The 25,710-nt window shown below is 71.1% G+C and carries 22 protein-coding genes; 17 read left to right on the top strand and 5 right to left on the bottom strand.

Annotated features, from left to right (window positions below; genetic code table 11):
• Window positions 1–43: 43 nt before the first annotated feature.
• From recG to mutM, 8 genes are all read left to right on the top strand, one after another.
• Window positions 44–2,251: an ATP-dependent DNA helicase RecG gene (gene recG / locus IE294_RS23705; RefSeq protein ID WP_189889265.1), complete on the top strand. Its 2,208-nt coding sequence runs from the start codon at window positions 44–46 to the stop codon at window positions 2,249–2,251.
• Between the two features lie 110 nt (window positions 2,252–2,361).
• Complete coding sequence (gene rsmD, locus IE294_RS23710) at window positions 2,362–2,949, top strand: 16S rRNA (guanine(966)-N(2))-methyltransferase RsmD (RefSeq protein ID WP_189889267.1); 588 nt, start codon at window positions 2,362–2,364, stop codon at window positions 2,947–2,949.
• A 26-nt stretch (window positions 2,950–2,975) separates the two neighbouring features.
• A complete protein-coding gene (coaD, locus tag IE294_RS23715) occupies window positions 2,976–3,455 on the top strand; it encodes a pantetheine-phosphate adenylyltransferase (RefSeq protein ID WP_189889269.1) in 480 nt (159 codons plus the stop codon).
• 57 nt (window positions 3,456–3,512) lie between these two features.
• Complete coding sequence (locus tag IE294_RS23720) at window positions 3,513–4,622, top strand: F0F1 ATP synthase subunit B (protein ID WP_189889271.1); 1,110 nt, start codon at window positions 3,513–3,515, stop codon at window positions 4,620–4,622.
• 130 nt (window positions 4,623–4,752) lie between these two features.
• Complete coding sequence (locus tag IE294_RS23725; RefSeq protein WP_189889273.1) at window positions 4,753–5,397, top strand: YceD family protein; 645 nt, start codon at window positions 4,753–4,755, stop codon at window positions 5,395–5,397.
• Window positions 5,398–5,399: 2 nt separating this feature from the next.
• Window positions 5,400–5,573 (top strand): 50S ribosomal protein L32, encoded by a 174-nt coding sequence (gene rpmF / locus IE294_RS23730; protein WP_003951102.1) that lies wholly within the window; start codon window positions 5,400–5,402, stop codon window positions 5,571–5,573.
• Between the two features lie 8 nt (window positions 5,574–5,581).
• Window positions 5,582–6,418 (top strand): ribonuclease III, encoded by an 837-nt coding sequence (rnc, locus tag IE294_RS23735; RefSeq protein ID WP_373309423.1) that lies wholly within the window; start codon window positions 5,582–5,584, stop codon window positions 6,416–6,418.
• A gap of 168 nt (window positions 6,419–6,586) precedes the next feature.
• The gene (gene mutM / locus IE294_RS23740; RefSeq protein WP_189889275.1) at window positions 6,587–7,447 is read left to right on the top strand and encodes a bifunctional DNA-formamidopyrimidine glycosylase/DNA-(apurinic or apyrimidinic site) lyase; all 861 of its coding nucleotides are present in this window, start codon (window positions 6,587–6,589) and stop codon (window positions 7,445–7,447) included.
• Here the strand turns inward: mutM and IE294_RS23745 are convergent.
• Window positions 7,420–7,815 carry a winged helix-turn-helix transcriptional regulator gene (locus IE294_RS23745; RefSeq protein WP_189889277.1) on the bottom strand — a complete coding sequence of 132 codons (396 nt, stop codon included), beginning with the start codon at window positions 7,813–7,815 and terminating at the stop codon, window positions 7,420–7,422. The genes mutM and IE294_RS23745 overlap by 28 nt on opposite strands.
• A 138-nt stretch (window positions 7,816–7,953) precedes the next feature.
• Between IE294_RS23745 and IE294_RS23750 the strand changes: the two genes are divergently transcribed.
• On the top strand, window positions 7,954–8,538 hold the full coding sequence (locus IE294_RS23750; protein ID WP_189889279.1) for a flavodoxin family protein: 585 nt from the start codon (window positions 7,954–7,956) through the stop codon (window positions 8,536–8,538).
• 37 nt (window positions 8,539–8,575) lie between these two features.
• Here IE294_RS23750 and IE294_RS50135 read toward each other — a convergent pair whose 3' ends face one another.
• Window positions 8,576–10,216: a CAP domain-containing protein gene (locus IE294_RS50135; RefSeq protein ID WP_189889280.1), complete on the bottom strand. Its 1,641-nt coding sequence runs from the start codon at window positions 10,214–10,216 to the stop codon at window positions 8,576–8,578.
• Between the two features lie 165 nt (window positions 10,217–10,381).
• On the opposite strand from IE294_RS50135, the gene IE294_RS23760 reads away from it, so the two are divergent.
• The 4 genes from IE294_RS23760 (at window position 10,382) to IE294_RS23775 (ending at window position 16,903) form a co-directional block, all read left to right on the top strand.
• Window positions 10,382–10,663: an acylphosphatase gene (locus IE294_RS23760; protein WP_189889282.1), complete on the top strand. Its 282-nt coding sequence runs from the start codon at window positions 10,382–10,384 to the stop codon at window positions 10,661–10,663.
• Between the two features lie 380 nt (window positions 10,664–11,043).
• Window positions 11,044–11,247, top strand: coding sequence for a hypothetical protein (locus IE294_RS23765; RefSeq protein WP_014675251.1), 204 nt, complete (start codon window positions 11,044–11,046; stop codon window positions 11,245–11,247).
• Between the two features lie 284 nt (window positions 11,248–11,531).
• Complete coding sequence (locus IE294_RS23770; protein WP_189889284.1) at window positions 11,532–15,284, top strand: SMC hinge domain-related protein; 3,753 nt, start codon at window positions 11,532–11,534, stop codon at window positions 15,282–15,284.
• 200 nt (window positions 15,285–15,484) lie between these two features.
• The gene (locus IE294_RS23775) at window positions 15,485–16,903 is read left to right on the top strand and encodes a sugar porter family MFS transporter (RefSeq protein ID WP_189889286.1); all 1,419 of its coding nucleotides are present in this window, start codon (window positions 15,485–15,487) and stop codon (window positions 16,901–16,903) included.
• A 136-nt stretch (window positions 16,904–17,039) separates the two neighbouring features.
• Here the strand turns inward: IE294_RS23775 and IE294_RS23780 are convergent, their stop codons facing one another.
• Complete coding sequence (locus IE294_RS23780) at window positions 17,040–18,011, bottom strand: LLM class flavin-dependent oxidoreductase (protein WP_189889288.1); 972 nt, start codon at window positions 18,009–18,011, stop codon at window positions 17,040–17,042.
• Between the two features lie 147 nt (window positions 18,012–18,158).
• A complete protein-coding gene (locus tag IE294_RS23785; protein WP_229917313.1) occupies window positions 18,159–19,607 on the bottom strand; it encodes a cytosine permease in 1,449 nt (482 codons plus the stop codon).
• Window positions 19,608–19,775: 168 nt separating this feature from the next.
• Here IE294_RS23785 and ftsY point away from each other — a divergent pair, with 168 nt between their 5' ends.
• Window positions 19,776–20,984 carry a signal recognition particle-docking protein FtsY gene (ftsY, locus tag IE294_RS23790; protein ID WP_229917314.1) on the top strand — a complete coding sequence of 403 codons (1,209 nt, stop codon included), beginning with the start codon at window positions 19,776–19,778 and terminating at the stop codon, window positions 20,982–20,984.
• Between the two features lie 97 nt (window positions 20,985–21,081).
• Here ftsY and IE294_RS23795 read toward each other — a convergent pair whose 3' ends face one another.
• Window positions 21,082–21,744, bottom strand: coding sequence for a bifunctional DNA primase/polymerase (locus tag IE294_RS23795; RefSeq protein ID WP_189889292.1), 663 nt, complete (start codon window positions 21,742–21,744; stop codon window positions 21,082–21,084).
• 457 nt (window positions 21,745–22,201) lie between these two features.
• On the opposite strand from IE294_RS23795, the gene nsdA reads away from it, so the two are divergent.
• From nsdA to IE294_RS23810, 3 genes are all read left to right on the top strand, one after another.
• Window positions 22,202–23,680, top strand: a complete 1,479-nt coding sequence (nsdA, locus tag IE294_RS23800; protein ID WP_189889294.1) for a transcriptional repressor NsdA — start codon at window positions 22,202–22,204, stop codon at window positions 23,678–23,680.
• A 341-nt stretch (window positions 23,681–24,021) separates the two neighbouring features.
• Window positions 24,022–25,362 carry an ammonium transporter gene (locus tag IE294_RS23805; protein WP_189889296.1) on the top strand — a complete coding sequence of 447 codons (1,341 nt, stop codon included), beginning with the start codon at window positions 24,022–24,024 and terminating at the stop codon, window positions 25,360–25,362.
• Complete coding sequence (locus IE294_RS23810) at window positions 25,359–25,697, top strand: P-II family nitrogen regulator (protein WP_189818691.1); 339 nt, start codon at window positions 25,359–25,361, stop codon at window positions 25,695–25,697. Before IE294_RS23805 ends, IE294_RS23810 begins: the two co-directional genes overlap by 4 nt.
• Window positions 25,698–25,710: the final 13 nt, after the last annotated feature.

A 25,710-nucleotide genomic window follows, 5' to 3' on the forward strand; every position in this document is an offset into this window, starting at 1 on the left:
CCGCGGAGCAGGGTGTACGGCATTGTCAGTGCCGTGGTGTGCAATGGATCTCGTGCCCGCACTGCAAGAACCGCTCAAGAAGGTGCTCGGCCCCGCCACCGCGAAGGTGATGGCCGAGCACCTCGGCCTGCACACCGTCGGCGACCTGCTCCACCACTACCCGCGCAGATACGAGGAGCGCGGCCAGCTCACGCACCTCGCCGACCTCCCCATGGACGAGCACGTCACGGTGGTCGCCCAGGTCGCCGACGCCCGCCTGCACACCTTCGCCTCGGCCAAGGCCCCCCGCGGCAAGGGCCAGCGCCTCGAAGTCACCATCACCGACGGCAGCGGCCGGCTCCAGCTCGTCTTCTTCGGCAACGGCGTGCACAAACCCCACAAGGAGCTGCTGCCGGGCACCCGCGCGATGTTCGCCGGCAAGGTCTCCGTCTTCAACCGCCGCCTCCAACTGGCCCACCCTGCCTACGAATTGCTGCGAGGCGACAGCGAGGAGACCGTCGAGACCTGGGCGGGCGCCCTGATCCCGATCTACCCGGCCACCGCCAAACTGGAGTCCTGGAAGATCGGCAAAGCCGTGCAGACGGTCCTCCCGAGCGCCCAGGAGGCCCTCGACCCCCTGCCCGACACCCTCCGCGCGGGCCGCGGCCTGCTGCCGCTCCCCGAGGCCCTGCTCAAGATCCACCGCCCGCACACCAAGGCCGACGTCGCCGACGCCCGCGCCCGCCTGAAGTGGGACGAGGCCTTCGTCCTCCAGGTCGCCCTGGCCCGCCGCCGGCACGCCGATACCCAGCTCCCGGCCGTCCCCCGCGTCCCCAGGCCGGACGGCATCCTCACGGCCTTCGACGACCGCCTCCCCTTCACCCTCACCAAGGGCCAGCGGAAGGTCTCCGAGGAGATCTTCGCCGGCCTCGCCACCGCCCACCCCATGCACCGCCTCCTCCAGGGCGAGGTCGGATCGGGGAAGACGATGGTCGCCCTGCGCGCCATGCTCGCCGTGGTCGACGCGGGCGGACAGGCGGCCATGCTCGCGCCCACCGAGGTCCTCGCCCAGCAGCACCACCGCTCGGTCACCGAGATGATGGGCGAACTGGCGGAGGGGGGCATGCTGGGCGGCACCGAGCACGCCACCAAGGTCGTCCTGCTCACCGGCTCCATGGGCACGGCCGCCCGCCGTCAGGCCCTCCTGGACCTGGCCACCGGCGAGGCCGGCATCGTCATCGGCACCCACGCGCTCATCGAGGACAAGGTCCAGTTCCACGACCTCGGCCTGGTCGTGGTGGACGAACAGCACCGCTTCGGCGTGGAACAGCGCGACGCCCTGCGCGGCAAGGGAAAGCAGCCCCCGCACCTCCTCGTCATGACGGCCACCCCCATCCCGCGCACGGTCGCCATGACGGTCTTCGGCGACCTGGAGACCTCGGTCCTCGACCAGCTCCCGGCCGGCCGCTCCCCGATCGCCAGCCACGTCGTCCCGGCCGCCGACAAGCCCCACTTCCTGGCCCGCGCCTGGGAACGGGTCCGCGAGGAGGTCGCGAACGGCCACCAGGCGTACGTGGTCTGCCCCCGGATCGGGGACGAGGAGGACGATCCCAAGAAGTCCGGCATGAAGAAGACCCCCGAGGACGAGGCGGAGAAGCGTCCTCCGCTGGCCGTGCTCGACGTGGCCGACCAGCTCGGCCGCGGCCCGCTGAAGGGCCTGAAGGTGGAGGTGCTGCACGGCCGTATGCACCCCGACGACAAGGACGCCGTGATGCGCCGCTACGCCGCGGGGGAGACGGACGTCCTGGTCGCCACCACCGTCATCGAGGTCGGCGTCAACGTCCCCAACGCCACGGCCATGGTGATCATGGACGCCGACCGCTTCGGCGTCTCCCAGCTCCACCAGCTGCGCGGCCGGGTCGGCCGTGGCTCCGCCCCCGGCCTGTGCCTCCTGGTCACCGAGATGCCCGAGGCCAGCGCGGCCCGCCAGCGCCTGGGCGCCGTCGCCTCCACCCTCGACGGCTTCGAACTCTCCCGCATCGACCTCGAACAGCGCCGCGAGGGCGATGTCCTCGGCCAGGCCCAGTCCGGCGCCCGCTCCAGCCTCCGGGTCCTGGCGGTCATCGAGGACGAGGAGGTCATCGCGGAGGCGAGGCAGGAGGCGGCGACGGTGGTCGCGGCCGACCCGGACCTGACCGGCCTCCCGGCCCTGCGGACGGCCCTGGACGCCCTCCTGGACGAGGAGAGGGAGCAGTACCTGGAGAAGGGCTGAGGGCAAGCGCCTGCGAAGGGGCGCGGGTCCGTCGTCCGTATGCGGCTACCGCCGCGCGGGCGCGACCAGCCACAATGAACCGTAAAGCCGCCCACGGAGAAGGACCCCCCATGACCCGCGTGATCGCCGGTGCCGCCGGCGGACGGCGCCTCTCAGTACCGCCCGGCACCGGAACCCGGCCGACCTCGGACCGCGCGCGCGAGGGCCTCTTCTCCACCTGGCAGTCCCTCCTCGGCGGCCCCCTGGACGGCGAACGGGTCCTGGACCTCTACGCCGGCTCGGGCGCCGTGGGCCTGGAGGCCCTGTCCCGCGGCGCGCGCCACGTCCTGCTGGTCGAGGCGGACGCCCGGGCCGCGCGGATCGTGCGGGAGAACGTGAGAAACCTGGGCCTGCCGGGCGCCGAGGTCAGAACGGGCAAAGCGGAACAGGTCATCAGGCAAGCCGCCCCGGAAGAGCCGTACGACCTGGTCTTCCTCGACCCGCCGTACGCCGTCTCCGACGACGATCTTCGGGAGATCCTGCTCACACTCCGCTCGGAACGCTGGCTCGCCGGAGAAGCCCTCGTCACCGTGGAGCGCAGCACCAGAGGCGGTGAATTCCACTGGCCGGACGGCTTCGAGGCCATTCGGTCCCGTCGCTACGGCGAGGGAACGTTTTGGTACGGTCGCGCCGCCTCTACGTGCGAAGACGCACGATGACCGGACCGGAGAGCGAGGGATCACAAGTGCGCCGCGCCGTCTGTCCCGGGTCTTTCGACCCGATCACCAACGGACACCTCGACATCATTGCCCGAGCCTCCCGTCTCTACGACGAGGTCTACGTCGCGGTGATGATCAACAAGTCCAAGAAGGGCCTGTTCGGGATCGAGGAGCGGATCGACCTGATCCGCCAGGTCACCGCCGAGTACGCCAACGTCCGGGTGGAGGCGTTCCACGGCCTCCTCGTCGACTTCTGCAAGCAGCGCGAGATCCCCGCCATCGTCAAGGGCCTGCGTGCCGTCAGCGACTTCGACTACGAACTCCAGATGGCGCAGATGAACAACGGCCTCACCGGCGTGGAGACGCTGTTCGTGCCCACCAACCCCACCTACAGCTTCCTCTCCTCCTCCCTCGTCAAGGAGGTCGCGGCCTGGGGCGGCGACGTCTCCCACCTGGTCCCGGCCGAGGTCCTGGAGGCACTGAACAAGCGCCTCGCCAAGGGCTGATGGGGCTACAGTCGTCCCGTCCGTCTCCAACCCGGCTGTAGAGAGTGGCGAGCACAGGTGGACGTGCAGAAGAAGCTCGACGAGATCGTCTCCGCGGTCTCCGGTGCCCGGGGCATGCCCATGTCGGCGTCGTGCGTGATCAACCGCGCCGAGCTGCTCGCGCTGCTCGAAGAGGTGCGCCAGGCGCTGCCCGGCTCCCTGGCCCAGGCCCAGGAACTGATCGGCGACCGTGAGCAGATGGTCGAGCAGGCCCGGCTGGAGGCCGAGCGGATCATCGAGAACGCGCACGCCCAGCGCGGCTCGCTGATCTCCGACACCGAGATCGCCCGCCGTTCCCAGGCCGAGGCCGACCGCATCCTCGCCGAGGCCCGCAAGGAGGCCGAGGAGATCCGCGCCGAGGCCGACGACTACGTCGATTCCAAGCTCGCCAACTTCGAGGTCGTCCTCACCAAGACCCTCGGCTCGGTCGGCCGGGGCCGCGAGAAGCTCCTCGGCACCGGCCCGGGCCTGGACGAGAACGGCTACGCGGACGAGGACGCCCCCGAGCGCAGCCAGGACCCGGAGACGCTGCGCCACAACGCCGACGCCTACGTGGACGCCAAGCTCGGCGCCTTCGAGGCGGTCCTCGCCAAGACCCTGGAGGCCGTCGGCCGGGGCCGGCAGAAGCTGCACGGCCGGATCGCCACCGACGACCTCGGCGCCCTCGCCGACGACACCACGACCTTCCAGCACTCCAGCGACGCCGACTACCTCGCCGACCTCGCGGCCCTCGCGGACAGCGACCGCGCGGCACAGCGGCAGCCCGAGCCACCCCAGCCGTCGTACGAGCCGCAGCCGGCCTACGGCTACGAGCAGCAGCCGGACCCGTACGCGGGCTTCCCGCAGCAGCCGGAGTACGCCCCGCAGCAGGACGCGTACGGCTACCAGCAGGCTGATCCGTATTCCCCCGCCTCCGGCTACGCCCCGGCGGGAGGTGCCCCCTTCCAGGGCTACGACGCCCAGCAGGCCGGCTACGACCCCCAGCAGGCCCAGCAGCCGCACCAGTCCCAGCAGCAGCCACAGCACCAGGACCAGCAGGGTTACGCCCTGGACGAGACCAGCCTCTTCGACACGAGCATGATCAGCGCGGAGCAGCTCAGGGCGTACGAGCAGGGCCGGGGCCTGTAGCCGCGGGCGGATTGGGCGCTGAGCCAAAGGTCCAGTATCCTGGCTCTTCGGTCGCGCGTATGTCCGCGATCACCGCTGCCCGGAGCACCGACGGGCGGCGTCCCTTCGAGTTCGAAGATCGAAAGCAGGAATGGCTTCCAACGCCCGCCTCGACCACCGAAACCCCCTCGTGATCGACACGCACGAGCTGGGCCGGCGTCCTGGTGCGCTGCAACGCCTGACCCGCGAGGTCGACGCTCCCAAGGATCTCGGCATCCAGGGAGTCGTCGGAGTGCCGGAAGGCGCCCCGATGGAGCTCGAACTCCGCCTTGAGTCGGTCATGGAAGGGGTGCTTGTCACAGGCACCGCCCGTGCAACGGCCAAGGGGGAGTGCGTAAGGTGTCTGGAGCCGGTCGAGCTGGAGCTCGAAGCGGACTTCCAGGAGATGTTCACGTACCCTGACGCCGACGACCGGGGCCGTGTGATCGCGGAACCGGGCGACGACGCCGAGGACGACGAGGACAGGCTCTTTGTCGAGGACGGTCTGATCGACCTCGAACCCGTGCTGCGCGATGCGGTGGTGCTCGCACTGCCGATGCAGCCGGTGTGCCAGGAAGGCTGCCCCGGTCTGTGCTCCGAGTGCGGGGCGCGGCTGGCGGACGACCCGGACCACCACCACGACGCCGTCGACATCCGTTGGGCGGCTTTGCAGGGATTCGCCGATTCACTCGAAGCCGGCGATAAGGACGAGATGAGCGGCGCCGAAGCGGGCGTCGACGAGAAGCAGGAGAAGTAGCCGTGGCTGTTCCGAAGCGGAAGATGTCGCGCAGCAACACGCGCCACCGCCGGTCGCAGTGGAAGGCTGCGGTCCCCACCCTGGTTGCGTGCGAGCGCTGCCACGAGCCCAAGCAGCAGCACATCGCGTGCCCGTCTTGCGGCACCTACAACAAGCGCCAGGTCCTCGAAGTCTGAGCGGGCTGGTGAGAGGCACTGTGTCCACGCCGAAGAAAACCTCTGCGGACAACCAGGCCTCGTCCCACACGCTTCTGGAAGGGCGGCTCGGCTACCAGGTCGAGTCCGCCCTTCTGGTGCGAGCGCTGACCCACCGTTCCTACGCGTACGAGAACGGCGGTCTGCCGACGAACGAGCGCCTGGAGTTCCTCGGGGACTCCGTGCTGGGCCTCGTCGTCACGGACACGCTGTACCGCACCCACCCCGACCTGCCCGAAGGCCAGCTGGCCAAGCTGCGGGCCGCGGTGGTCAACTCGCGTGCGTTGGCGGAGGTCGGGCGCGGCCTCGACCTGGGCGCCTTCATCCGGCTCGGCCGGGGTGAAGAGGGCACGGGCGGCCGGGACAAGGCATCCATCCTCGCCGACACCCTTGAAGCGGTGATCGGTGCGGTCTATCTCGACCAGGGCCTCGACGCGGCCTCCGAACTGGTGCACCGCCTGTTCGACCCGCTGATCGAGAAGTCCTCCAACCTCGGTGCCGGCCTGGACTGGAAGACGTCCCTCCAGGAGCTCACCGCGATCGAGGGGCTCGGCGTGCCCGAGTACCTGGTCACGGAGACCGGCCCCGACCACGAGAAGACCTTCACTGCTGCTGCCCGCGTCGGGGGCGTCTCGTACGGCACCGGCACCGGCCGCAGCAAGAAGGAGGCGGAGCAGCAGGCCGCCGAGTCCGCCTGGCGGGCCATCCGGGCCGCCGCGGACGAGCGGGCCAAGGTGGCCAAGGAGCCCATCAAGGAGACGGCCGACGAGGCCGTCAGGGGCAGCCAGGCCGTCAAGGGCGGCGACGCGTCGTCCGCCACCGCCTGACCGGAACAGAACAGCACCACCCGAGCGCCCGCCCCGCCACCCGCGGGACGGGCGCTCGGCCATCCACGGGCGCTGCCGGCAGGCAGAGGGGATCCACCGGCCCGGTGGACCGGCCGGGCCCCGGGATACCCTGCCCTCAGCTCTTCCGCAGTCGCCCGAAGGAGTGTCGTGCCCGAGTTGCCCGAGGTCGAAGTCGTCCGCCGGGGCCTGGAGCGCTGGGTCGCCCACCGGACCGTCGCCGAGACCGAGGTGCTGCACCCGCGAGCCGTACGCCGGCATGTCGCCGGGCCCGACGACTTCGCGCACCGGCTCAAGGGCCACCACATCGGCACGCCCCGGCGGCGCGGCAAGTACCTGTGGCTGCCGCTGGAGGAGACGAACCAGTCCGTCCTCGCCCACCTCGGCATGAGCGGCCAGCTACTGGTCCAGCCGCACGAGACGGCGGACGAGAAGCACCTGCGCATCCGTGTGCGGTTCGCCGACACCCTCGGCACCGAACTCCGCTTCGTCGACCAGCGCACCTTCGGCGGGCTGTCGTTGCACGACAACACCCCCGACGGCCTGCCCGACGCCATCGCGCACATCGCCCGCGACCCGCTGGACCCGCTCTTCGACGACGAGGCCTTCCACCAGGCGCTGCGCCGCAAGCGGACCACCATCAAGCGGGCCCTGCTGGACCAGTCGCTGATCAGCGGCGTCGGCAACATCTACGCGGACGAGGCCCTGTGGCGCGCCCGCATCCACTACGAACGCCCCACGGCGAACCTCACCCGCCCGGTCACGGCGGAACTCCTCGGTCACATCCGGGACGTGATGAACGCGGCCCTCGCCGTCGGCGGCACCAGCTTCGACAGCCTGTACGTCAACGTCAACGGCGAATCCGGCTACTTCGACCGTTCCCTGGACGCCTACGGCCGGGAGGGCGAGCCCTGCCGCCGCTGCGGCACCCCCATGCGCCGGCGCCCCTGGATGAACCGGTCCAGCTACTTCTGCCCCTCGTGTCAGAGGGCGCCGCGCGTCTCGTCGTAACGCGCGCGGGACGCGAGGACGTCGTCCATCGAGCCCTCCACGCAGTGGATGAGCGCCAGCAGCCGCTCGGCGACCTGCCGTCCCAGGGGCGTCAGCTCGTAGTCCACGCGCGGCGGGTTCGTCGGCTGGGCCTCGCGGTGCACCAGGCCGTCGCGTTCCAGCGCGTGCAGCGTCTGGGACAGCATCTTCTCGCTCACCCCGTCCACGCGCCGGCGCAGTTCGTTGAAGCGCAGCGGACCCTCGTACAGCGCGCCGAGCGTCAGCCCGCCCCAGCGGCCCGTGACGTGCTCCAGCGTGCCCCGTGACGGGCACGCCTTGGCGAAGACGTTGTAGGCGAGGTCGTCGTGGTCCTGGGTGGTCACGGTCATACCGGCAAGAGTACGCCCGCACAGCGCTCTCCACCAGGTTGCACTAACTTCTGGTTAGTGCTTACCTGTGGTTAGTGCTCGTGAGCTGCTCTCTTCTCTTGAGCCGCCGTTCACCGCTGTTCGCTTCGAGGAGTCCGCATGACCACCCCCGTCGTTTCCATCGCCTACCACTCCGGCTACGGCCACACCGCCGTCCTCGCCGAGGCCGTCCGTGCCGGTGCCCTCGACGCGGGTGCCGAGGTGCACCTGATCAAGGTGGACGGGATCACCGACGAGCAGTGGGAGACGCTGGACCGCTCCGACGTGATCGTCTTCGGCTCGCCCACCTACATGGGCACCGCCTCCGGTGCCTTCCACGTCTTCGCCGAGGCCACCTCCAAGCGCTGGTCCGGCCAGGGCTGGAAGGACAAGCTGGCCGCCGGCTTCACCAACTCCGCCTCCAAGAGCGGCGACAAGCTGCACACCCTCCAGTTCTTCCAGACGCTCGCCGCCCAGCACGGCATGCACTGGGTCAACCTCGGCCTGCTGCCCGGCTGGAACAGCAGCACCGCCTCGGAGTACGACCTGAACCGCCTCGGCTTCTTCGCCGGCGCCGCCGCCCAGAGCAACAACGACCAGGGCCCCGAGGGCGTCCACAAGGCCGACGTGGCCACCGCCGAGCACCTGGGGCGCCGGGTGACGGAGACGGCGAAGATCTTCACCCGCGGACGCGTCGCCGCGTAACGCCTGCTACGGGGCGGGGGCTGTGCTCGGGCTCTGCTCAGTACCCGAAGTCCTGCGTCCACCAAGGTCCGCCCGGGCCGAAGTGGACACCGACACCGAGGGTCTTGAAGTCGCCGTTCAGGATGTTGGCGCGGTCGCCGGGGCTGCCCATCCAGGCGGCCATCACAGCCGCGGCGTCGGCCTGACCGCGGGCTGTGTTCTCGGCGCCGAGACCGGTGATACCGGCCGCCGCAGCCCGGTTCCACGGCGTCCTGCCGTCCGGGTCGGTGTGGTCGAAGTAGCCGCGCGCCGCCATGTCGTCGCTGAAGGCCTCGGCCAACTGCGTCAGCGAGGAGTTCGCCGCCAGCGGGCTACGGCCGGCCTTCGCCCGCTCGTCGTTGACGAGCTTCAGTACCTGCGCCTCGGCAGCGGCCTCCCGCGACACCGTCACCGGCGAGGACGTCGACGCCGGCGCCTTGGTGGCCGTAGGGGACGGGGTCGCCGTACGGGACGGGGTGGCCGTACGGGACGGGGTGACCTTCGGCGTGGGCGGCTTGGCCGGTGCGGCTGGTTTGGCCGGTGCGGCTGGTTTGGGTGGTGCGGCTGGTTTGGACGCAGTGGGCGGCTTGGATGGTGCCGCCGGCTTGGACGGTGCCGCCAGTTCGGATGGTGCCGCCGGCTTGGATGGCGCGGAGGGCGTGGTCCTCGGCGTCGTCCTGGCCGGCGTCGGCTTCTCGGCCGCCGTCTTGGAGTTTGAGGGGGTGGCCTTCTTCGGCGGGGACGTCGACTTTGAGGGAGACGCCGACTTTGAGGGGGTGGCGCTCTTCGAGCCGGACGCCGTCTTCGTGGGGGACGCCGACTTCCAGGGGGACGCGGTCTTCGAGGGGGTGGCGCTCTTCGATGGGGACGCGGTCTTCGAGGGAGTGGCGCTCTTCGATGGGGACGCGGTCTTCGAGGGAGTGGCCCTCTTCGACGGGGACGCCGACTTCGAGGGGGTGGCCCTCTTCGAGGGGAGCGTCGGCTTCGAGGCAGGCGCGGAGGGGGAGTGGGTAGAGGAGGACGAACGCGAGGCGGACGCCGACGCCGAGACGGACGCCGACGCTGAGGCCGCCGCGCTCGCGGAGCCGCCGCGCGCACTGTTCCCGCTGCCGGACACCTCCGCGCGGCCCGAGGCGCCGCCCTGCTCGCCGGCCGTGTTGCTGGGGGCCGCCGCGGTCCGTACCCGGTCCCCGCCGGTGGTGTGCGTACCGTCGCCGAGCCGGTGGTGCTCCAGGCCCGGTACGACACCCGTGGCCACCGCGACCGTGCCGAGGGCGACGGCCACGGACACACCGAGCAGGCCCACGCGCACCGGCCGCCCGAGCTTGTTCCGCCGCCGGTGCCCGCCGGCCGGGGCGGAACCGCCGTCGTCGGCGCCGGGCGCGCCCGGCGCCGAGTCGTCGCCCGTCGCGAACAGGTACGCCTGGGCCTTCGTCGCGGCCTCGGCGTAGGCCTCCGGGTTCAGGTAGGGCGCGATGCCCATCGGCACCCGCGGTTCCCCCGCGGACGAGTGTTGGGGGTCGTCGCTCCCGGAGCCCGGGTGCTGCGCGTGGTCGTCCCCCGTGGCGCGGCCCGTGGCGGCGCGGCCGGCGGCGGAGCGTCGGTGGCGTCCCATGTCCTTGCCCTCTTCCTCGTGCCTGCGGTCGACCGGCGCCTGCACGGCGAGTGAGTCCCCGGCGAGCGACTTGTGGCGAGTGACTCCCTCTGGCCGACCAAACCCACTCGATCGAGTGGGTTTCGTATGAGATGGATTGATTCCGGACCGTACCCCATGGCGCTCGGGGACGATGTGTCCCGGCCGACACCGGCCGGTTAGGTTGCACCCATGAGTGAGGAAGTGCGACTGGTCGCCTGGGTGCGTGGACACGTGCAGGGCGTGGGATTCCGCTGGTTCACGCGCGCCAAGGCGCTGGAGATCGGCGGTCTGAGTGGTTTTGCTCTCAATTTGGCCGACGGCCGGGTCCAGGTGGTCGCGGAGGGGCCGCGGGAGGGGTGCGAGGGGCTGCTGGACTGGCTCCAGGGCAGCGACACGCCCGGGCATGTGGACGGTGTCACCGAGATCTGGGACACACCGCGCGGCGGCTACGACGGCTTCGCCGTCCGCTGATCCGGAGGGCTCGGTCCCGCGCGCCGGAGCGTGGCAAGCTGCCAGGGGCACATGCGGAAGACGGAAACGCCCTGGTGGTTGCCAAGACAGGCGTGGCATGGCAGGCTCCGCTTTTACTGCTGGTCGCCACGCCCTGAGGGTCCGGAAGATGCGCAGCGCCGCCGCTTCACCGGCCGCGCGCCCCGGTTCGCCCGCCAATACAGGGCGTGATCGTGTTGACCGTCAAACTTTTTGGTGAGACGCTGAAAGCCCCGCGCACCTTAGCTGTTTGGCATGGAGCAACACCAGAGCAACACCCGGATGTGCCAAGCACCACGGGTGCGAATCCCTCACGACCCACACCGCATCGGTCGGTCACTCAGTGTGGAGGACCATCCATCATGGCAAAGGCGCTTCTCGGTTACGTCGGCGGCTCCGACCCTCGACTCCTCGCCGAGATGCGACGGTTGCAGCAGCGCGTCCAGGACCTGGAGTCCGAGCTCGTACGGATCCAGGCGGAGAACGAAGCGCTGACGGCTGCCGCTTCTCAGGACAGGATCATGGAGAGCATCGACGCACACCAGGCGGAGCCTGCGCTCACCTGATCGTTGCATCGCTCCACGACAGCAGTCGCAAACGATCGGGCTGCCCGTATCAACCGCTCAGTTGATCGGACGGCTGAGATCCAGCCGTCAGAGTTGCAAGGGACGCTTCGGCGTCCCTTCGTTCTTCCCCCGTCTTCCCCGCCCGCTTCTTCCCCCGCCGGTCGTTGGCCGCGCATCCTTTCACGCTCTTTAACATCTGGTGTGCCCTGCATGGTCACGAGCGAAACCGCGCGGTTGCGAGGGTTCATGGAGTGAGATAGCGGCGGCGGGTAGAGTCCAGCGGCGTGCACCTCAAGGCCCTGACCCTCCGTGGGTTCAAGTCGTTCGCCTCGGCGACCACGCTCCGGCTCGAACCGGGCATCACGTGTGTCGTCGGACCGAACGGCTCGGGCAAGTCCAATGTCGTGGACGCGCTCAGCTGGGTCATGGGCGAACAGGGCGCCAAGTCGCTGCGCGGCGGCAAGATGGAGGACGTCATCTTCGCCGGCACCACCGGCCGTCCGCCGCTCGGCCGCGCCGAGGTGTCCCTGACGATCGACAACTCCGACGGCGCGCTGCCCATCGAGTACGCCGAGGTCACCATCACGCGGATCATGTTCCGCAACGGCGGCAGCGAGTACCAGATCAACGGCGACACCTGCCGTCTCCTCGACATCCAGGAACTGCTCTCCGACTCCGGCATCGGCCGCGAGATGCACGTCATCGTCGGCCAGGGCCAGCTCGACTCGGTCCTGCACGCCGACCCCATGGGCCGCCGCGCCTTCATCGAGGAGGCGGCCGGCGTCCTCAAGCACCGCAAGCGCAAGGAGAAGGCGCTCCGCAAGCTGGACGCGATGCAGGCCAACCTCGCGCGCGTGCAGGACCTGACGGACGAGCTGCGGCGCCAGCTCAAGCCCCTCGGCCGGCAGGCCGCCGTCGCCCGCAGGGCCGCCGTCATCCAGGCCGACCTCCGCGACGCCCGGCTGCGGCTCCTCGCCGACGACCTCGTCCGCCTGCGCGAAGCCCTCCGGGCCGAGATCGCCGACGAGGCGGCCCTGAAGGAGCGCAAGGAGACCGCCGAGCAGGAGCTGAAGAAGGCCCTGCACCGCGAGGCCCTGCTGGAGGAGGAGGTACGCCGGCTCACCCCGCGCCTCCAGCGCGCCCAGCAGACCTGGTACGAGCTGTCCCAGCTGGCCGAACGCGTGCGCGGCACGGTCTCGCTGGCCGACGCCCGGGTCAAGAGCGCCACCTCCGCGCCCCCCGACGAGCGGCGCGGCCGGGACCCGGAGGACCTGGAGCGCGAGGCCGCCCGCATCCGCGAGCAGGAGGCCGAACTGGAGGCCGCCCTGGAAGCGGCCCAGCGGGCACTGGACGACACCGTCGCCCACCGGGCCGAACTGGAGCGCGAGCTGGCCGTCGAGGAACGCCGGCTGAAGGACGTCGCCCGTGCCATCGCCGACCGCCGCGAGGGGCTGGCCCGCCTCTCCGGACAGGTCAACGCGGCCCGCTCGCGCGCCGCCTCCGCCCAGGCCGAGATCGACCGGCTGGCCACGGCCCGCGACGAGGCACAGGAACGCGCCGTCCGCGCCCAGGAGGAGTACGAGGCCCTCCAGGCCGAGGTCGACGGCCTCGACGCCGGCGACGCCGACCTGGCCGAACAGCACGAGACGGCGAAACGGCGGCTGGCGGAGGCCGAGACCGCCCTGACCACGGCCCGCGAGGCCCTGACCGCCGCCGAGCGCAGCCGCGCCGCGACCCGGGCCCGCCATGACGCGCTGGCGCTGGGCCTGCGCCGGAAGGACGGCACCGGCATACTGCTCGGCGCCCGGGACCGTCTCACCGGAGTCCTCGGCCCCGCGGCAGAGCTGCTGACGATCACACCGGGCTACGAGATCCCGCTGGCCGCGGCCCTGGGCACAGCGGCGGACGCCATCGCCGTGACGACCCCCGCGGCGGCGAGCGAGGCCATCAACCTCCTCCGCAAACAGGACGGCGGCCGAGCGACCCTCCTCCTCGCTGGAGCCCCGGAGAGCGCGCCGGAAGGGGCCACGGGGAACACCGCGAGCAACCACGTCGAACCGGCACTCGACCACGGCGGAGCAGCGCCCCGAGGGGCCACAGGGAACACCGCGAGCGACCACAACGGTCCCGCGCCCGACCACGGTCCCACCGCCCCGCTCGTCGCGCCCGACCGACGGCCCGCCGCCGACCTCGTCGCGCCCGACCACGGTCCCGCCGCCCCCCTCGTCGCCCCCGACCACCCACCCGCCGCCGACCTCGTCCGCGGTCCCGCCGAGCTGATGCCGGCCGTCCGCCGCCTCCTGACCGGCATCGTCGTGGTCGACACCCTGGACGACGCCGAGGCCCTGGTCCGCGCCCATCCCGAGCTGACCGCCGTCACCGCCGAGGGCGACCTCCTCGGCGCCCACTTCGCGCACGGCGGCTCGGCGGGCGCGCCCAGCCTGCTGGAGGTGCAGGCCTCCGTCGACGAGGCCGCGGCCGAGCTGGCCGAGCTGGAGGTGCGCTGCCGGGAGCTGACCGAGGCCCAGCGGGCCGCGGCCGAGCAACGCGGGCAGGCCGCGGCCCAGGTGGAGGAACTGGGGGAGCGGCGACGGGCCGCCGACCGGGAGAAGTCGGCCGTGGCCCAGCAGCTCGGCCGGCTCGCCGGACAGGCCCGGGGCGCCGCCGGGGAGGCCGAGCGGTCGGCCGCGGCGGCGGCCCGCGCGCAGGAGGCGCTGGAGAAGGCCGTACAGGAGGCCGAGGAACTCGCCGAGCGGCTGGCGGTGGCCGAGGAGATGCCGGTGGAGGAGGAGCCGGACACCTCGGTGCGCGACCGGCTCGCCGCCGACGGGGCCAACGCCAGGCAGACCGAGATGGAGGCCCGCCTCCAGGTCCGTACGCACGAGGAGCGGGTCAAGGGGCTCGCCGGACGCGCCGACTCGCTCGACCGGGCGGCCCGCGCCGAACGCGAGGCACGCGCGCGTGCCGAGCAGCGCCGGGCCCGGCTGCGGCACGAGGCGGCGGTCGCGGAGGCCGTCGCCGGTGGCGCCCGGCAGCTGCTCGCGCACGTCGAGGTGTCCCTCGCCCGGGCGGAGCAGGAGCGTGCCGCCGCCGAGGCCGCGAAGGCCCGGGGTGAGCAGGAGCTGGCCGCCGCCCGTACGGCGGGCCGTGAACTGAAGGCCGAGCTCGACAAGTTGACGGATTCAGTTCACCGGGGCGAGGTACTCGGTGCGGAGAAGCGGCTGCGCATCGAGCAGCTGGAGACCAAGGCGCTGGAGGAGCTGGGTGTCGAGCCGGAGGGTCTGGTGGCGGAGTACGGGCCGCGCCAGCTCGTGCCGCCCTCGCCCCCCGCCGACGGCGAGCGGCTGCCCGAGGACCCGGACCACCCGCGCAACCAGCCGCGCCCCTTCGTGCGGGCCGAGCAGGAGAAGCGGCTCAAGGCGGCCGAGCGGGCCTACCAGCAGCTGGGCAAGGTCAACCCGCTGGCGCTGGAGGAGTTCGCGGCGCTGGAGGAGCGGCACAAGTTCCTCAGCGAGCAGCTGGAGGACCTGAAGAAGACCCGCGCCGACCTGCTCCAGGTGGTGAAGGAGGTCGACGAGCGCGTCGAGCAGGTCTTCACCGAGGCCTACCGGGACACCGCCCGGGAGTTCGAGGGGGTCTTCGGCCGCCTCTTCCCCGGTGGCGAGGGCCGGCTGATCCTGACGGACCCCGACAACATGCTCACCACGGGTGTGGACGTCGAGGCGCGCCCGCCGGGCAAGAAGGTCAAGCGGCTCTCCCTGCTGTCGGGCGGCGAGCGCTCGCTGACGGCCGTCGCGCTGCTGGTGTCGATCTTCAAGGCCCGGCCGAGCCCCTTCTACGTCATGGACGAGGTCGAGGCCGCGCTGGACGACACCAACCTCCAGCGGCTGATCCGGATCATGCAGGAGTTGCAGGAGACCTCGCAGCTGATCGTGATCACGCACCAGAAGCGCACGATGGAGGTCGCCGACGCGCTCTACGGCGTATCCATGCAGGGCGATGGCGTCTCGAAGGTCATCTCCCAGCGCCTTCGGTAGCACTTCCTCAAGATCAACTGACTCTGCGTTCAAGAAATGAACACAGAGGGCTGAGCCATATCTGAAAACTCACAGCCCTTGAACTATTGACTTCGAAACTTGAAGGCATAGTCTCTGCAACGTTGCTTTTACCTTCAGGTCCCACCTGTAAGGGCTCGCCCCCACCCGCGGCAGCGCTGCCGTGGCCCGAGGAGTTACACGTGACCAGCACAGCGCAGGCACCTCAGCCAGGAGCCAGGACGGCTCACCCCGAACATCTCGGGCACGTCATCTTCATCGCGGCGGCAGCCGCCATGGGCGGCTTCCTCTTCGGCTACGACAGCTCCGTCATCAACGGCGCCGTCGAGGCCATCCGCGACCGTTACGACATCGGGTCCGCCGCCCTCGCCCAGGTCATCGCGATCGCCCTGATCGGCTGTGCCATCGGCGCCGCCACGGCCGGCCGCATCGCCGACCGGATCGGCCGCATCCGCTGTATGCAGATCGCCGCGGTCCTCTTCACCATCAGCGCCGTCGGCTCCGCGCTGCCCTTCGCGCTGTGGGACCTCGCCCTCTGGCGCATCGTCGGCGGCTTCGCCATCGGCATGGCCTCCGTCATCGGCCCGGCCTACATCGCCGAGGTCGCCCCGCCCGCCTACCGCGGCCGGCTCGGCTCCTTCCAGCAGGCCGCGATCGTCGTCGGCATCGCCATCTCGCAGCTGGTCAACTGGGGCCTGCTCAACGCCGCCGGCGGCGACCAGCGCGGCAAGCTGATGGGCCTGGAGGCCTGGCAGGTCATGCTCGGCGTGATGGTCGTCCCGGCCGTCCTCTACGGCCTGCTGTCCCTCGCGATCCCCGAGTCCCCGCGCTTCCTGCTCTCCGTCGGCAAGCACGACCGCGCCCGTGAGATCCTCGCCGAGGTCGAGGGCCAGGACGTCGACCTGGACGCCCGCGTCGCCGAGATCGAGCTGGCGATGAAGAGCGAGCACAGGTCCACCTTCAAGGACCTGCTCGGCGGCTCCTTCTTCTTCAAGCCGATCGTCTGGGTCGGTATCGGCCTGTCGGTCTTCCAGCAGTTCGTCGGCATCAACGTCGCGTTCTACTACTCCTCGACGCTGTGGCAGTCGGTCGGCGTCGACCCGACGGAGTCGTTCTTCTACTCCTTCACGACCTCGATCATCAACATCATCGGTACCGTGATCGCGATGATCTTCGTGGACCGCGTCGGCCGCAAGCCGCTCGCCCTCATCGGCTCGATCGGCATGGTCGTCGGCCTGGCCCTGGAGGCATGGGCGTTCAGCTACCACCTGGTCGACGGCAAGCTGCCGAGCACCCAGGGCTGGGTCGCCCTGATCGCCGCCCACGTGTTCGTCCTCTTCTTCGCCCTCTCCTGGGGCGTGGTCGTCTGGGTCTTCCTCGGCGAGATGTTCCCGAACCGGATCCGTGCCGCCGCCCTGGGCGTGGCCGCCGCCGCGCAGTGGATCGCCAACTGGGCCATCACCGCGAGCTTCCCGTCGCTGGCCGACTGGAACCTCTCCGGCACCTACGTGATCTACACCGTCTTCGCCGCGCTCTCCATCCCGTTCGTCCTGAAGTTCGTCAAGGAGACGAAGGGCAAGTCCCTGGAGGAGATGGGCTGAGCCTCGTAGCGAGGCCCCCCGAACTCGGGGAGAAGGGCCAAGTCCCCGCTGCCCCTCTCCTCGAACCGTCCGCCGCCCCCGGCCCGGCCACTGCCCGGACCGGGGGCGGCGGTGTCGTACCGCCGCACCGCCCGGCTCAGCCCTCCAGCGCCGGAAGGACCCGCCGCGCGAACAGCCGGAGGCTGCGCCAGCCCTCCTCCACCGGCATGCCGCCCGCCAGCGGATGCAGCACCAGGCTGTCCAGGCCCTGTGCCACGCACTGCTCCGGTGTGAGGATCCGGTACACGCCCTCCGCGCGCAGCTCCGCCACGGTCGTGGCCGCCGACCGCACCGCCGAGCGGATCCCACCCGACTGCCAGGAGGCGTACGTCCGCGCCTCGTGCAGGAGGTGCCCGCCGTACTCGGCCCACGCCCGGTCCGGGTCCTCGGCCAGGTGGAGCAGCGGGGTCTCGGCCGCCGGCATCATGGTCCAGCCCTCGGTGCCGTACTCGGTCAGCTTCCCCTTGTAGTACGTCTCCAGCTCCGGCAGGTGCGCGCTCGGGAAGAACGGCAGGCCGAGCCGGGCGGCCCGGCGGGCGGCGGCCCTGGAGGAACCGCCGACCAGCAGCAGCGGATGCGGATCGGTGTACGGGCGCGGGGTGAGCCGTACCCGCCGGCCCCGGTAGGTGAACTCCTCGCCGGTCCACGCCGCCAGCAGCGTCTGAAGCAGTTCGTCCTGGAGCCGCCCGCGCCGGTGCCAGTCCACACCGAACAGGGCGTACTCCTGCGGCCGGTACCCGATCCCGGCCACGGTCACCAGCCGGCCGCCGCTGAGCAGGTCCAGCACGGCGATCTCCTCCGCCAGCCGCAGCGGGTCGTGCAGCGGGCCGATCGCCGCCGACACCGTCACCGCGATCCGGCGGGTCGCCCCGAACACCGCGCCCGCGAAGGCGAACGGCGACGGCAGCCAGTTGTCGTCAGCACCGTGGTGCTCCTCGGTCTGCACCGTGCTGATCCCGTGCTCGTCCGCGTACGCGGCCATCTCCAGGGCGGCCCGGTAGCGGGCGGAGAGGGCGGCGGGAGAGGCGCCGGGCGCGACGAGGTTGAAACGTACGACCGTGACGGGCATGGGAAGGTCCCCCTCCGGTGCGCTGCGGTGGAGGGGGACCCTAGCTGACGATGCGTCAGATATCCAGGACCGGACAGGCAGGCTCGCGGGACGACCGGGGGCGGGGGCGCCTGCGGGCGCGGGAGCGATCCGTCCGGCTGAGGCGCGTCACACGCCGGCGGTCGTGCGCTCCCCGGCCGGCTCCGTCGTCCGGGCCGGGCGGACCGCCGGCTTCGGCAGCACCAGGTACAGCCCGCCGGAGATCACGATCGTCGCGACCCAGCCGAGGCCGTACTCGCCGATCACGTTGTTCGTCGCGAGCGGGCCGGTGAACCAGTCCGAGGTGGTGAACATCAGGCCCGACACCAGGCCGACCGCCCAGGCGGCCACGGCCGCGGGGGAGAAGCCGCACTTGTACCAGTAGGCGCTGGCGCGGGTGGTGTCGGCCATGGCCCGGCCGTCGTACTCCGTGCGGCGGAACATGTCCGCGCCGAACACACCGACCCAAGCCGAGAAGGCGACCGCCAGCAGCGACAGGAAGGCGATGAACGACCCCATGAAGCTCGTCGCCACCAGCATCAGCACCCCGCCGAAGACCAGCGAGATCACGGCGTTGACCGAGACCGCCCAGTGCCGCGGCACCTTGAAGCCCAGGGTCTGCGCGGTGAAGCCCGCCGAGTACATCGACATCGAGTTGATCAGCAGCATGCCGATCAGCGCGATGAACAGGTACGGCACGGCGATCCAGGTCGGCAGGATCTCGCCGAGGAAGGACACCGGGTCGCTCGCCGAGGCCAGGTCCGGCGTGGCGACGGCCATCACCGCGCCCATCAGGACCATGGGCAGCACGACGACACCGGCGCCGCCCACCGCCGTACCCACGATCGCCTTGGACGAGGCCGTGCGCGGCAGGTAGCGGGTGAAGTCCGGGGCGGTGGGGATCCAGCTCACCCCGCCCGCCGCGATCATGCCGATGCCGGTGATCACCGCGGCCGTGGAACCGGCGCTGTGGTCCATCACCTCCGACCAGTCGGTGTTCGCCACCAGATAGGCCAGGACCAGGACCGAGAAGACACCGAAGAGGTAGGTCGCGTACTTGTTGCACCTCTGCACGGCGTTGATGCCGAGCCCGGAGATCGCGAAGGTCGCGACGACGAACACCAGCAGCGTCACCATGTCCAGCACGCTGTTCGCCTTGATGCCGAACAGGATGTCCAGGATGGTGAGCATCGCGTAGGCGCCGGTCACCGCGTTGATCGTCTCCCAGCCCCAGCGCGCGACCCAGATCAGCGAACCGGGCAGCAGATTGCCGCGCTGTCCGAAGACCGCCCGCGACAGCGCCATGCCGGGCGCGCCGCCCCGCTTGCCCGCGATACCGATCAGGCCCACGAGGCCGTACGACACGATCGGCGCCGCCACCGCGACGACCAGCGCCTGCCAGATGTCCAGGTGGTACGCCACGACCAGGCTCGCGCCCATCGTCAGCAGCAGCACGCTGATGTTCGCACCGACCCAGGTGGGGAACAGTTCCCGGGTCTTCGCCGTGCGCTCGTGGTCGGGGACCTGTTCGATACCGCGCGTTTCGAGAGCGCCTTCGGTCTCGACGGTTTTCGTCATGAAAGAGGTGCCAGACGTGGGGGGACAGGGACGAGGGGACTCTACGCGCGTCAACAGCGCGCCCACCATCGTACTTTGCTCCTACTCCTAGCGATACGTGGCGTTTGTCTCTCGGAGGAAGCCACAAACGGGGTCCGCGCAGACCCCATGGCCGATACTGGACGGGTTATGGAAACCATCATCCTTGCTGTAGTCATCGCCGTGGTCGTGCTCGGCGCGCTCGGCGGGCTGATCGTGGGCAGCCGGCGCCGGAAGCCGCTGCCCCCGCCGCCCCCCCAAGCGCCCGACATCACCGCGCCCCCGGCCGAGCCGCACGTCGGCGACGAGGCCGAGACGCCGCGCGACGAACCGCGCCGGACGATCGAGGAGGTGGATCTTCCCGGCGGCCCCGCACCGGTCGTCGTCGAGGAGCCTCCCGTGGTCGAGGCTCCCGAGATCGAGATCGAGATCCCGGAGCCCACGGCAGGCCGGCTGGTCCGCCTGCGCACCCGCCTGTCCCGCTCGCAGAACGCCCTCGGAAAGGGCCTGCTCACGCTGCTCTCGCGCGAGCACCTGGACGAGGACACCTGGGAGGAGATCGAGGACACGCTGCTCACCGCCGACGTCGGCGTGCAGCCCACCCAGGAACTGGTCGAGCGCCTGCGCGAACGCGTCCGGGTCCTCGGCACCCGCACCCCCGAGGAGCTGCGCGGCCTGCTCCGCGAGGAGCTGGTCAAGCTGATCGGCACCGATGTCGACCGCACGGTCAGGACCGAGCCCGAGGACCGCAAGCCGGGCATCGTGATGGTCGTCGGGGTCAACGGCACCGGCAAGACCACCACCACGGGCAAGCTCGCCCGCGTGCTCGTCGCCGACGGCCGGAGCGTCGTGCTCGGCGCCGCCGACACCTTCCGCGCCGCCGCCGCCGACCAGCTCCAGACCTGGGGCGAGCGCGTCGGCGCCTACACCGTGCGCGGCCCCGAGGCCGGCGACCCCGCCTCCGTCGCCTTCGACGCGGTCAAGGAGGGCAAGGAGATGGGGGTCGACGTCGTCCTCATCGACACCGCCGGCCGCCTGCACACCAAGACCGGTCTCATGGACGAGCTGGGCAAGGTCAAGCGCGTCGTCGAGAAGCACGCGCCGCTGGACGAGGTGCTGCTCGTCCTGGACGCCACCACCGGTCAGAACGGCCTGGTCCAGGCCCGCGTGTTCGCCGAGGTCGTGGACATCACCGGCATCGTGCTGACCAAGCTCGACGGTACGGCCAAGGGCGGCATCGTCATCGCGGTCCAGCGCGAGCTGGGCGTGCCGGTCAAGCTGGTCGGGCTCGGCGAGGGCGCGGACGACCTCGCGCCGTTCGAGCCGGAGGCGTTCGTGGATGCGCTTATCGGAGAGTGAACCACCCACGGACGCCGGCAGGTGGTCACGTGGACACCGAGAAGCTCCCGCCCCGAGGTGCAGTCGGGGACGGGAGCTTCGTCTTGGCCGGGCCGGACTACGGCCTGGCCCGCGACCGGTGGGCCAGGTACGCCAGCGTGCCGAGCAGCAGCCGGGCCGCCGGGGGGCGCGTCGCCGAGTCCAGCGCGGGCGGGCGCAGCCAGCGCACCGGGCCCAGGCCGCCCCGGTCGGAGGGCGGCGCGGTGATGTGCGTGCCGGGGCCGAGGCCGCGCAGGTCCAGCGCGCCCGGGTCGTCCCAGCCCATGCGGTAGAGCAGCCGGGGGAGGTCGGCGGCGGCGCCGGGCGCGACGAGGAAGTGGGCGCGGCCGTCGGGGGTCGCGGTCACCGGGCCGAGCGGGAGGCCCATCCGCTCCAGGCGGACCAGGGCGCGGCGGCCGGCCGGCTCCGAGACCTCGATGACGTCGAAGGCCCGGCCCACCGGCAGCATCACCGAGGCGCCCGGTAACTCCGACCAGGCCTTGCCCACCTCGTCCAGCGTGGCCCCGGCCGGCACGGGCGGGGCGAAGTCCAGCGGATGCGCGCCCGGCGCCGGGCAGTCGGACCGCCCGCACGAGCAGGCGCCCCCGGCGGCCCGCGCCCCCGGCACCACGTCCCAGCCCCACAGCCCGGTGAACTCGGCGACGGCGGTGCACTCCGCGGACCGGCCGCGCCGGCGCGTGCCCGAACGGATCTCGCGGATGCCGCCGATCGTGAAGCCCATGCCCCCTCCAACGGGTCCAGCGCGCCGGTGGTCACGCCACGGAACGAGACGGAAACGGAACGTAACGCTACGGCTCCGCCTCCCCGCGGCGACGCGGCGCTAAGGCGGCGCCTTGAGGTGCGGAGGGTGGCGCACCGGAGGGCCGCGCGCCCCTGAGTGCATCACTCCGCCGACTCCGGCCGTCCTCTGTCAAGTGAATCGCGCGCGGGCCACTGTGAGTTCATTCGAAGGGGTGGCGAATGGTGGCGTTTCAGGGATCCCTGTGGTTGGACGCGTGATCGTAGGATTACTGTGAGTGTGCGAGTCCCCGGGGCACATGCACTCGCGGGTATGCCGGAGGCAAGTCGTCAGACCGTTCGAAGGGTGAGAACCGGCGGACGGGAGGCCCTATTTACCGGCATTCTGATAGGGCTTGGCGCATCGGGCGGCAAGTGGTCTCAGGGATGGGGGCGTTCCAGTGGGCGGCAGTGGCGGAAGCGGGACACACGCTGACAAGCGCCCCAATGAGCTGCTCGGTTCGTGGTTCGTGCGCAGTGGCTGGTCCAAGGGCGAGCTGGCCCGCCAAGTGAACCGCAGGGCACGCCAGTTGGGTGCCAACCACATCTCCACCGACACCTCGCGGGTGCGCCGCTGGCTGGACGGCGAGAACCCGCGCGAACCGATCCCGCGCATCCTCTCGGAGCTGTTCTCCGAGCGCTTCGGCTGTGTCGTCTCCATCGAGGACCTCGGCCTGCGCGCCGCCCGCCAGTCGCCCGCCGCCTCCGGAGTCGACCTGCCCTGGACGGGCCCGCAGACCGTCGCCCTGCTCGGCGAGTTCTCCCGCAGCGACCTGATGCTCGCCCGGCGCGGCTTCCTCGGGACCTCGCTCGCGCTGTCCGCCGGCCCCTCCCTCATCGAGCCCATGCAGCGCTGGCTCGTGCCCGCCCCGGCCGCCCCGGCCCCGGCCGAGCCCCGGCCCGCCCACGACGCGCGCAGGCCGGGCCCGCTGTCCCGGCCGGAGCTGGAGCTGCTGGAGTCCACCACGCGCATGTTCCGCCAGTGGGACGCCCAGTGCGGCGGCGGCCTGCGCCGCAAGGCGGTCGTCGGCCAGCTGCACGAGGTCACCGACCTGCTCCAGGAGCCCCAGCCCGAGGCCATCACCCGCAAGCTGTTCCAGGTCGCCGCCGAGCTGGCCGAGCTGGCCGGCTGGATGTCGTACGACGTCGGCCTCCAGCCCACCGCCCAGAAGTACTTCGTGCTCGCCCTGCACGCGGCCAAGGAAGCCGGGGACAAGCCGCTCGGCTCGTACATCCTCTCCAGCATGAGCCGCCAGATGATCCATCTCGGCCGGCCCGAGGACGCCCTGGAGCTGATCCACCTCGCCCAGTACGGCAGCCGCGACTGCGCGAGCCCGCGCACCCAGTCCATGCTGTATGCGATGGAGGCCCGCGCCTACGCCAACATGGGCCAGCCCGGCAGGACCAAGCGCGCCGTCCGCATGGCCGAGGACACCTTCGCCGAGGTCGACGAGTGGGACGAGCCCGACCCCGACTGGATCCGCTTCTTCTCCGAAGCCGAGCTGTACGGCGAGAACTCCCACTCCTTCCGCGACCTCGCCTACGTGGCCGGGCGCAGCCCCACCTACGCCTCCCTCGCCGAGCCGCTCATGCGGCGCGCCGTGGAGCTGTTCGCCGACGACTCCGAGCACCAGCGGTCGTACGCGCTCAACCTCATCGGCATGGCCACCGTGCACCTGCTCCAGCGCGAGCCCGAGGAGAGCACGACCTATGCCACGCGCGCCATGGAGATCGCCAAGAAGGTCCGCTCCGAGCGTGTGAACACTCGTATCCGAAAGACGGTCGACACGGCCGCCCGCGACCACGGCGACCTCGCCGCCGTGGTCGACCTCAGTGACCAGCTCGCCGTCGACCTGCCGGAGGCCGCCGAAGCCGTCTGACCACCACGGCACCCCGGACCCCGGCCGCGGCCGGTCCTCCCGAACCGCCCGACTCGGCTCCCCCATGCCAGGTCATCGGAAGGCCCGCCGCGGCCGGTTCGTGTCCGCGCGCCGGTCCCGCGGAGAAGGTTGCGCCACGATAACGATCGCGCGGCCCGGTATCCCGCGCTTCACCGACGCGTAACACACAGGGCGCCTTCGTCACCCCGGCGAAACAACGAGGGGCTTCCACCGAAACCGCGCTGCGCCAGTCTCGTGGCGCATAACCGGCCCACCCCTCACCGACCGGACCGCTCAGGCACCGCCCGCACGGGGCCGTACCAACCGACGAGGAGACGCCGATGGCACCAGCCATCATGCTTGCGGCGGACGCACCCAGACTGTCGTCCGCGAACACAGGCTTCATGCTCATCTGTTCCGCCCTGGTGATGCTGATGACCCCGGGACTGGCCTTCTTCTACGGAGGCATGGTCCGCGTCAAGAGCACCCTGAACATGCTGATGATGAGCTTCATCAGCCTCGGGATCGTCACCATCCTGTGGGTCCTCTACGGCTTCTCCCTCGCCTTCGGCACGGGCAACAGCCTGCTCGGCTGGAACGCCGACTGGATCGGCCTCAGCAACATCGGCCTGACGCAGCTCTGGGACGGCTACACCATCCCGATCTTCGTGTTCATGGTCTTCCAGCTGATGTTCGCGATCATCACCCCGGCCCTGATCAGCGGCGCGCTCGCCGACCGGGTCAAGTTCTCCGCCTGGACGCTCTTCGTCGCCCTGTGGGCCACGATCGTCTACGTCCCGGTCGCCCACTGGGTCTGGGGCGCCGACGGCTGGGCCTACAAGCTCGGCGTGATCGACTTCGCGGGCGGTACGGCGGTCCACATCAACGCAGGTGCCGCCGCGCTCGGTGTCATCCTCGTCATCGGCAAGCGCGTCGGCTTCAAGCGCGACCCCATGCGCCCGCACAGCCTCCCGCTGGTCATGCTCGGCGCCGGTCTGCTGTGGTTCGGCTGGTTCGGCTTCAACGCCGGCTCCTGGCTCGGCAACGACGACGGCGTCGGCGCGCTGATGTTCGTCAACACGCAGGTCGCGACGGCCGCCGCCATGCTGGCCTGGCTCGCCTACGAGAAGATCCGGCACGGCGCGTGCACCACGCTCGGCGCCGCCTCCGGCGCGGTCGCCGGTCTGGTCGCCATCACCCCGTCCGGCGGCGCCGTCTCCCCGCTCGGCGCGATCGCCGTCGGCGCCATCGCCGGTGTCGCCTGCGCCGCGGCCGTCGGACTGAAGTTCAGGTTCGGCTACGACGACTCCCTCGACGTCGTCGGCGTCCACATGGTCGGCGGCATCATCGGCTCCCTGCTCATCGGCTTCTTCGCCACCGGCAAGGGTCAGTCCACCGCCACCGGCGTCTTCTACGGCGACCACACCTTCACCCAGCTGTGGAAGCAGTGCGCCGGTGTCTTCGCGGTCCTCGCCTACTCCCTGATCGTCTCCGCCGTCCTCGCCTTCCTCCTCGACAAGACCCTGGGCATGCGGGTCACCGAGGACGAGGAGATCTCCGGCATCGACCAGGCCGAGCACGCCGAGACCGCATACGACTTCAGCGGCGCCGGCGGCGGCGTCACCGGCTCCCTCGCCGCCCCGGCCCTGGCCGCCGCGCAGAACAGGAAGGTGGACGCATGAAGCTCATCACCGCCGTCGTGAAGCCCCACCGGCTCGACGAGATCAAGGAAGCCCTCCAGGCCTTCGGCGTCCACGGGCTCACCGTCACCGAGGCCAGCGGCTACGGCCGGCAGCGCGGCCACACCGAGGTCTACCGCGGCGCCGAGTACACCGTCGACCTCGTGCCCAAGATCCGCATCGAGGTGCTGGCCGAGGACGGCGACGCCGAGCAGCTCGTCGAGGTCATCGTCAAGGCGGCCCGCACCGGCAAGATCGGGGACGGCAAGGTCTGGTCCCTGCCCGTGGAGACCGCCGTACGGGTGCGCACGGGCGAGCGCGGGCCGGACGCGCTCTGACACAGCACAATGC

It is taken from the genome of Streptomyces canarius (assembly GCF_014650735.1).
Taxonomy (GTDB): Bacteria; Actinomycetota; Actinomycetes; order Streptomycetales; family Streptomycetaceae; genus Streptomyces; species Streptomyces olivaceoviridis.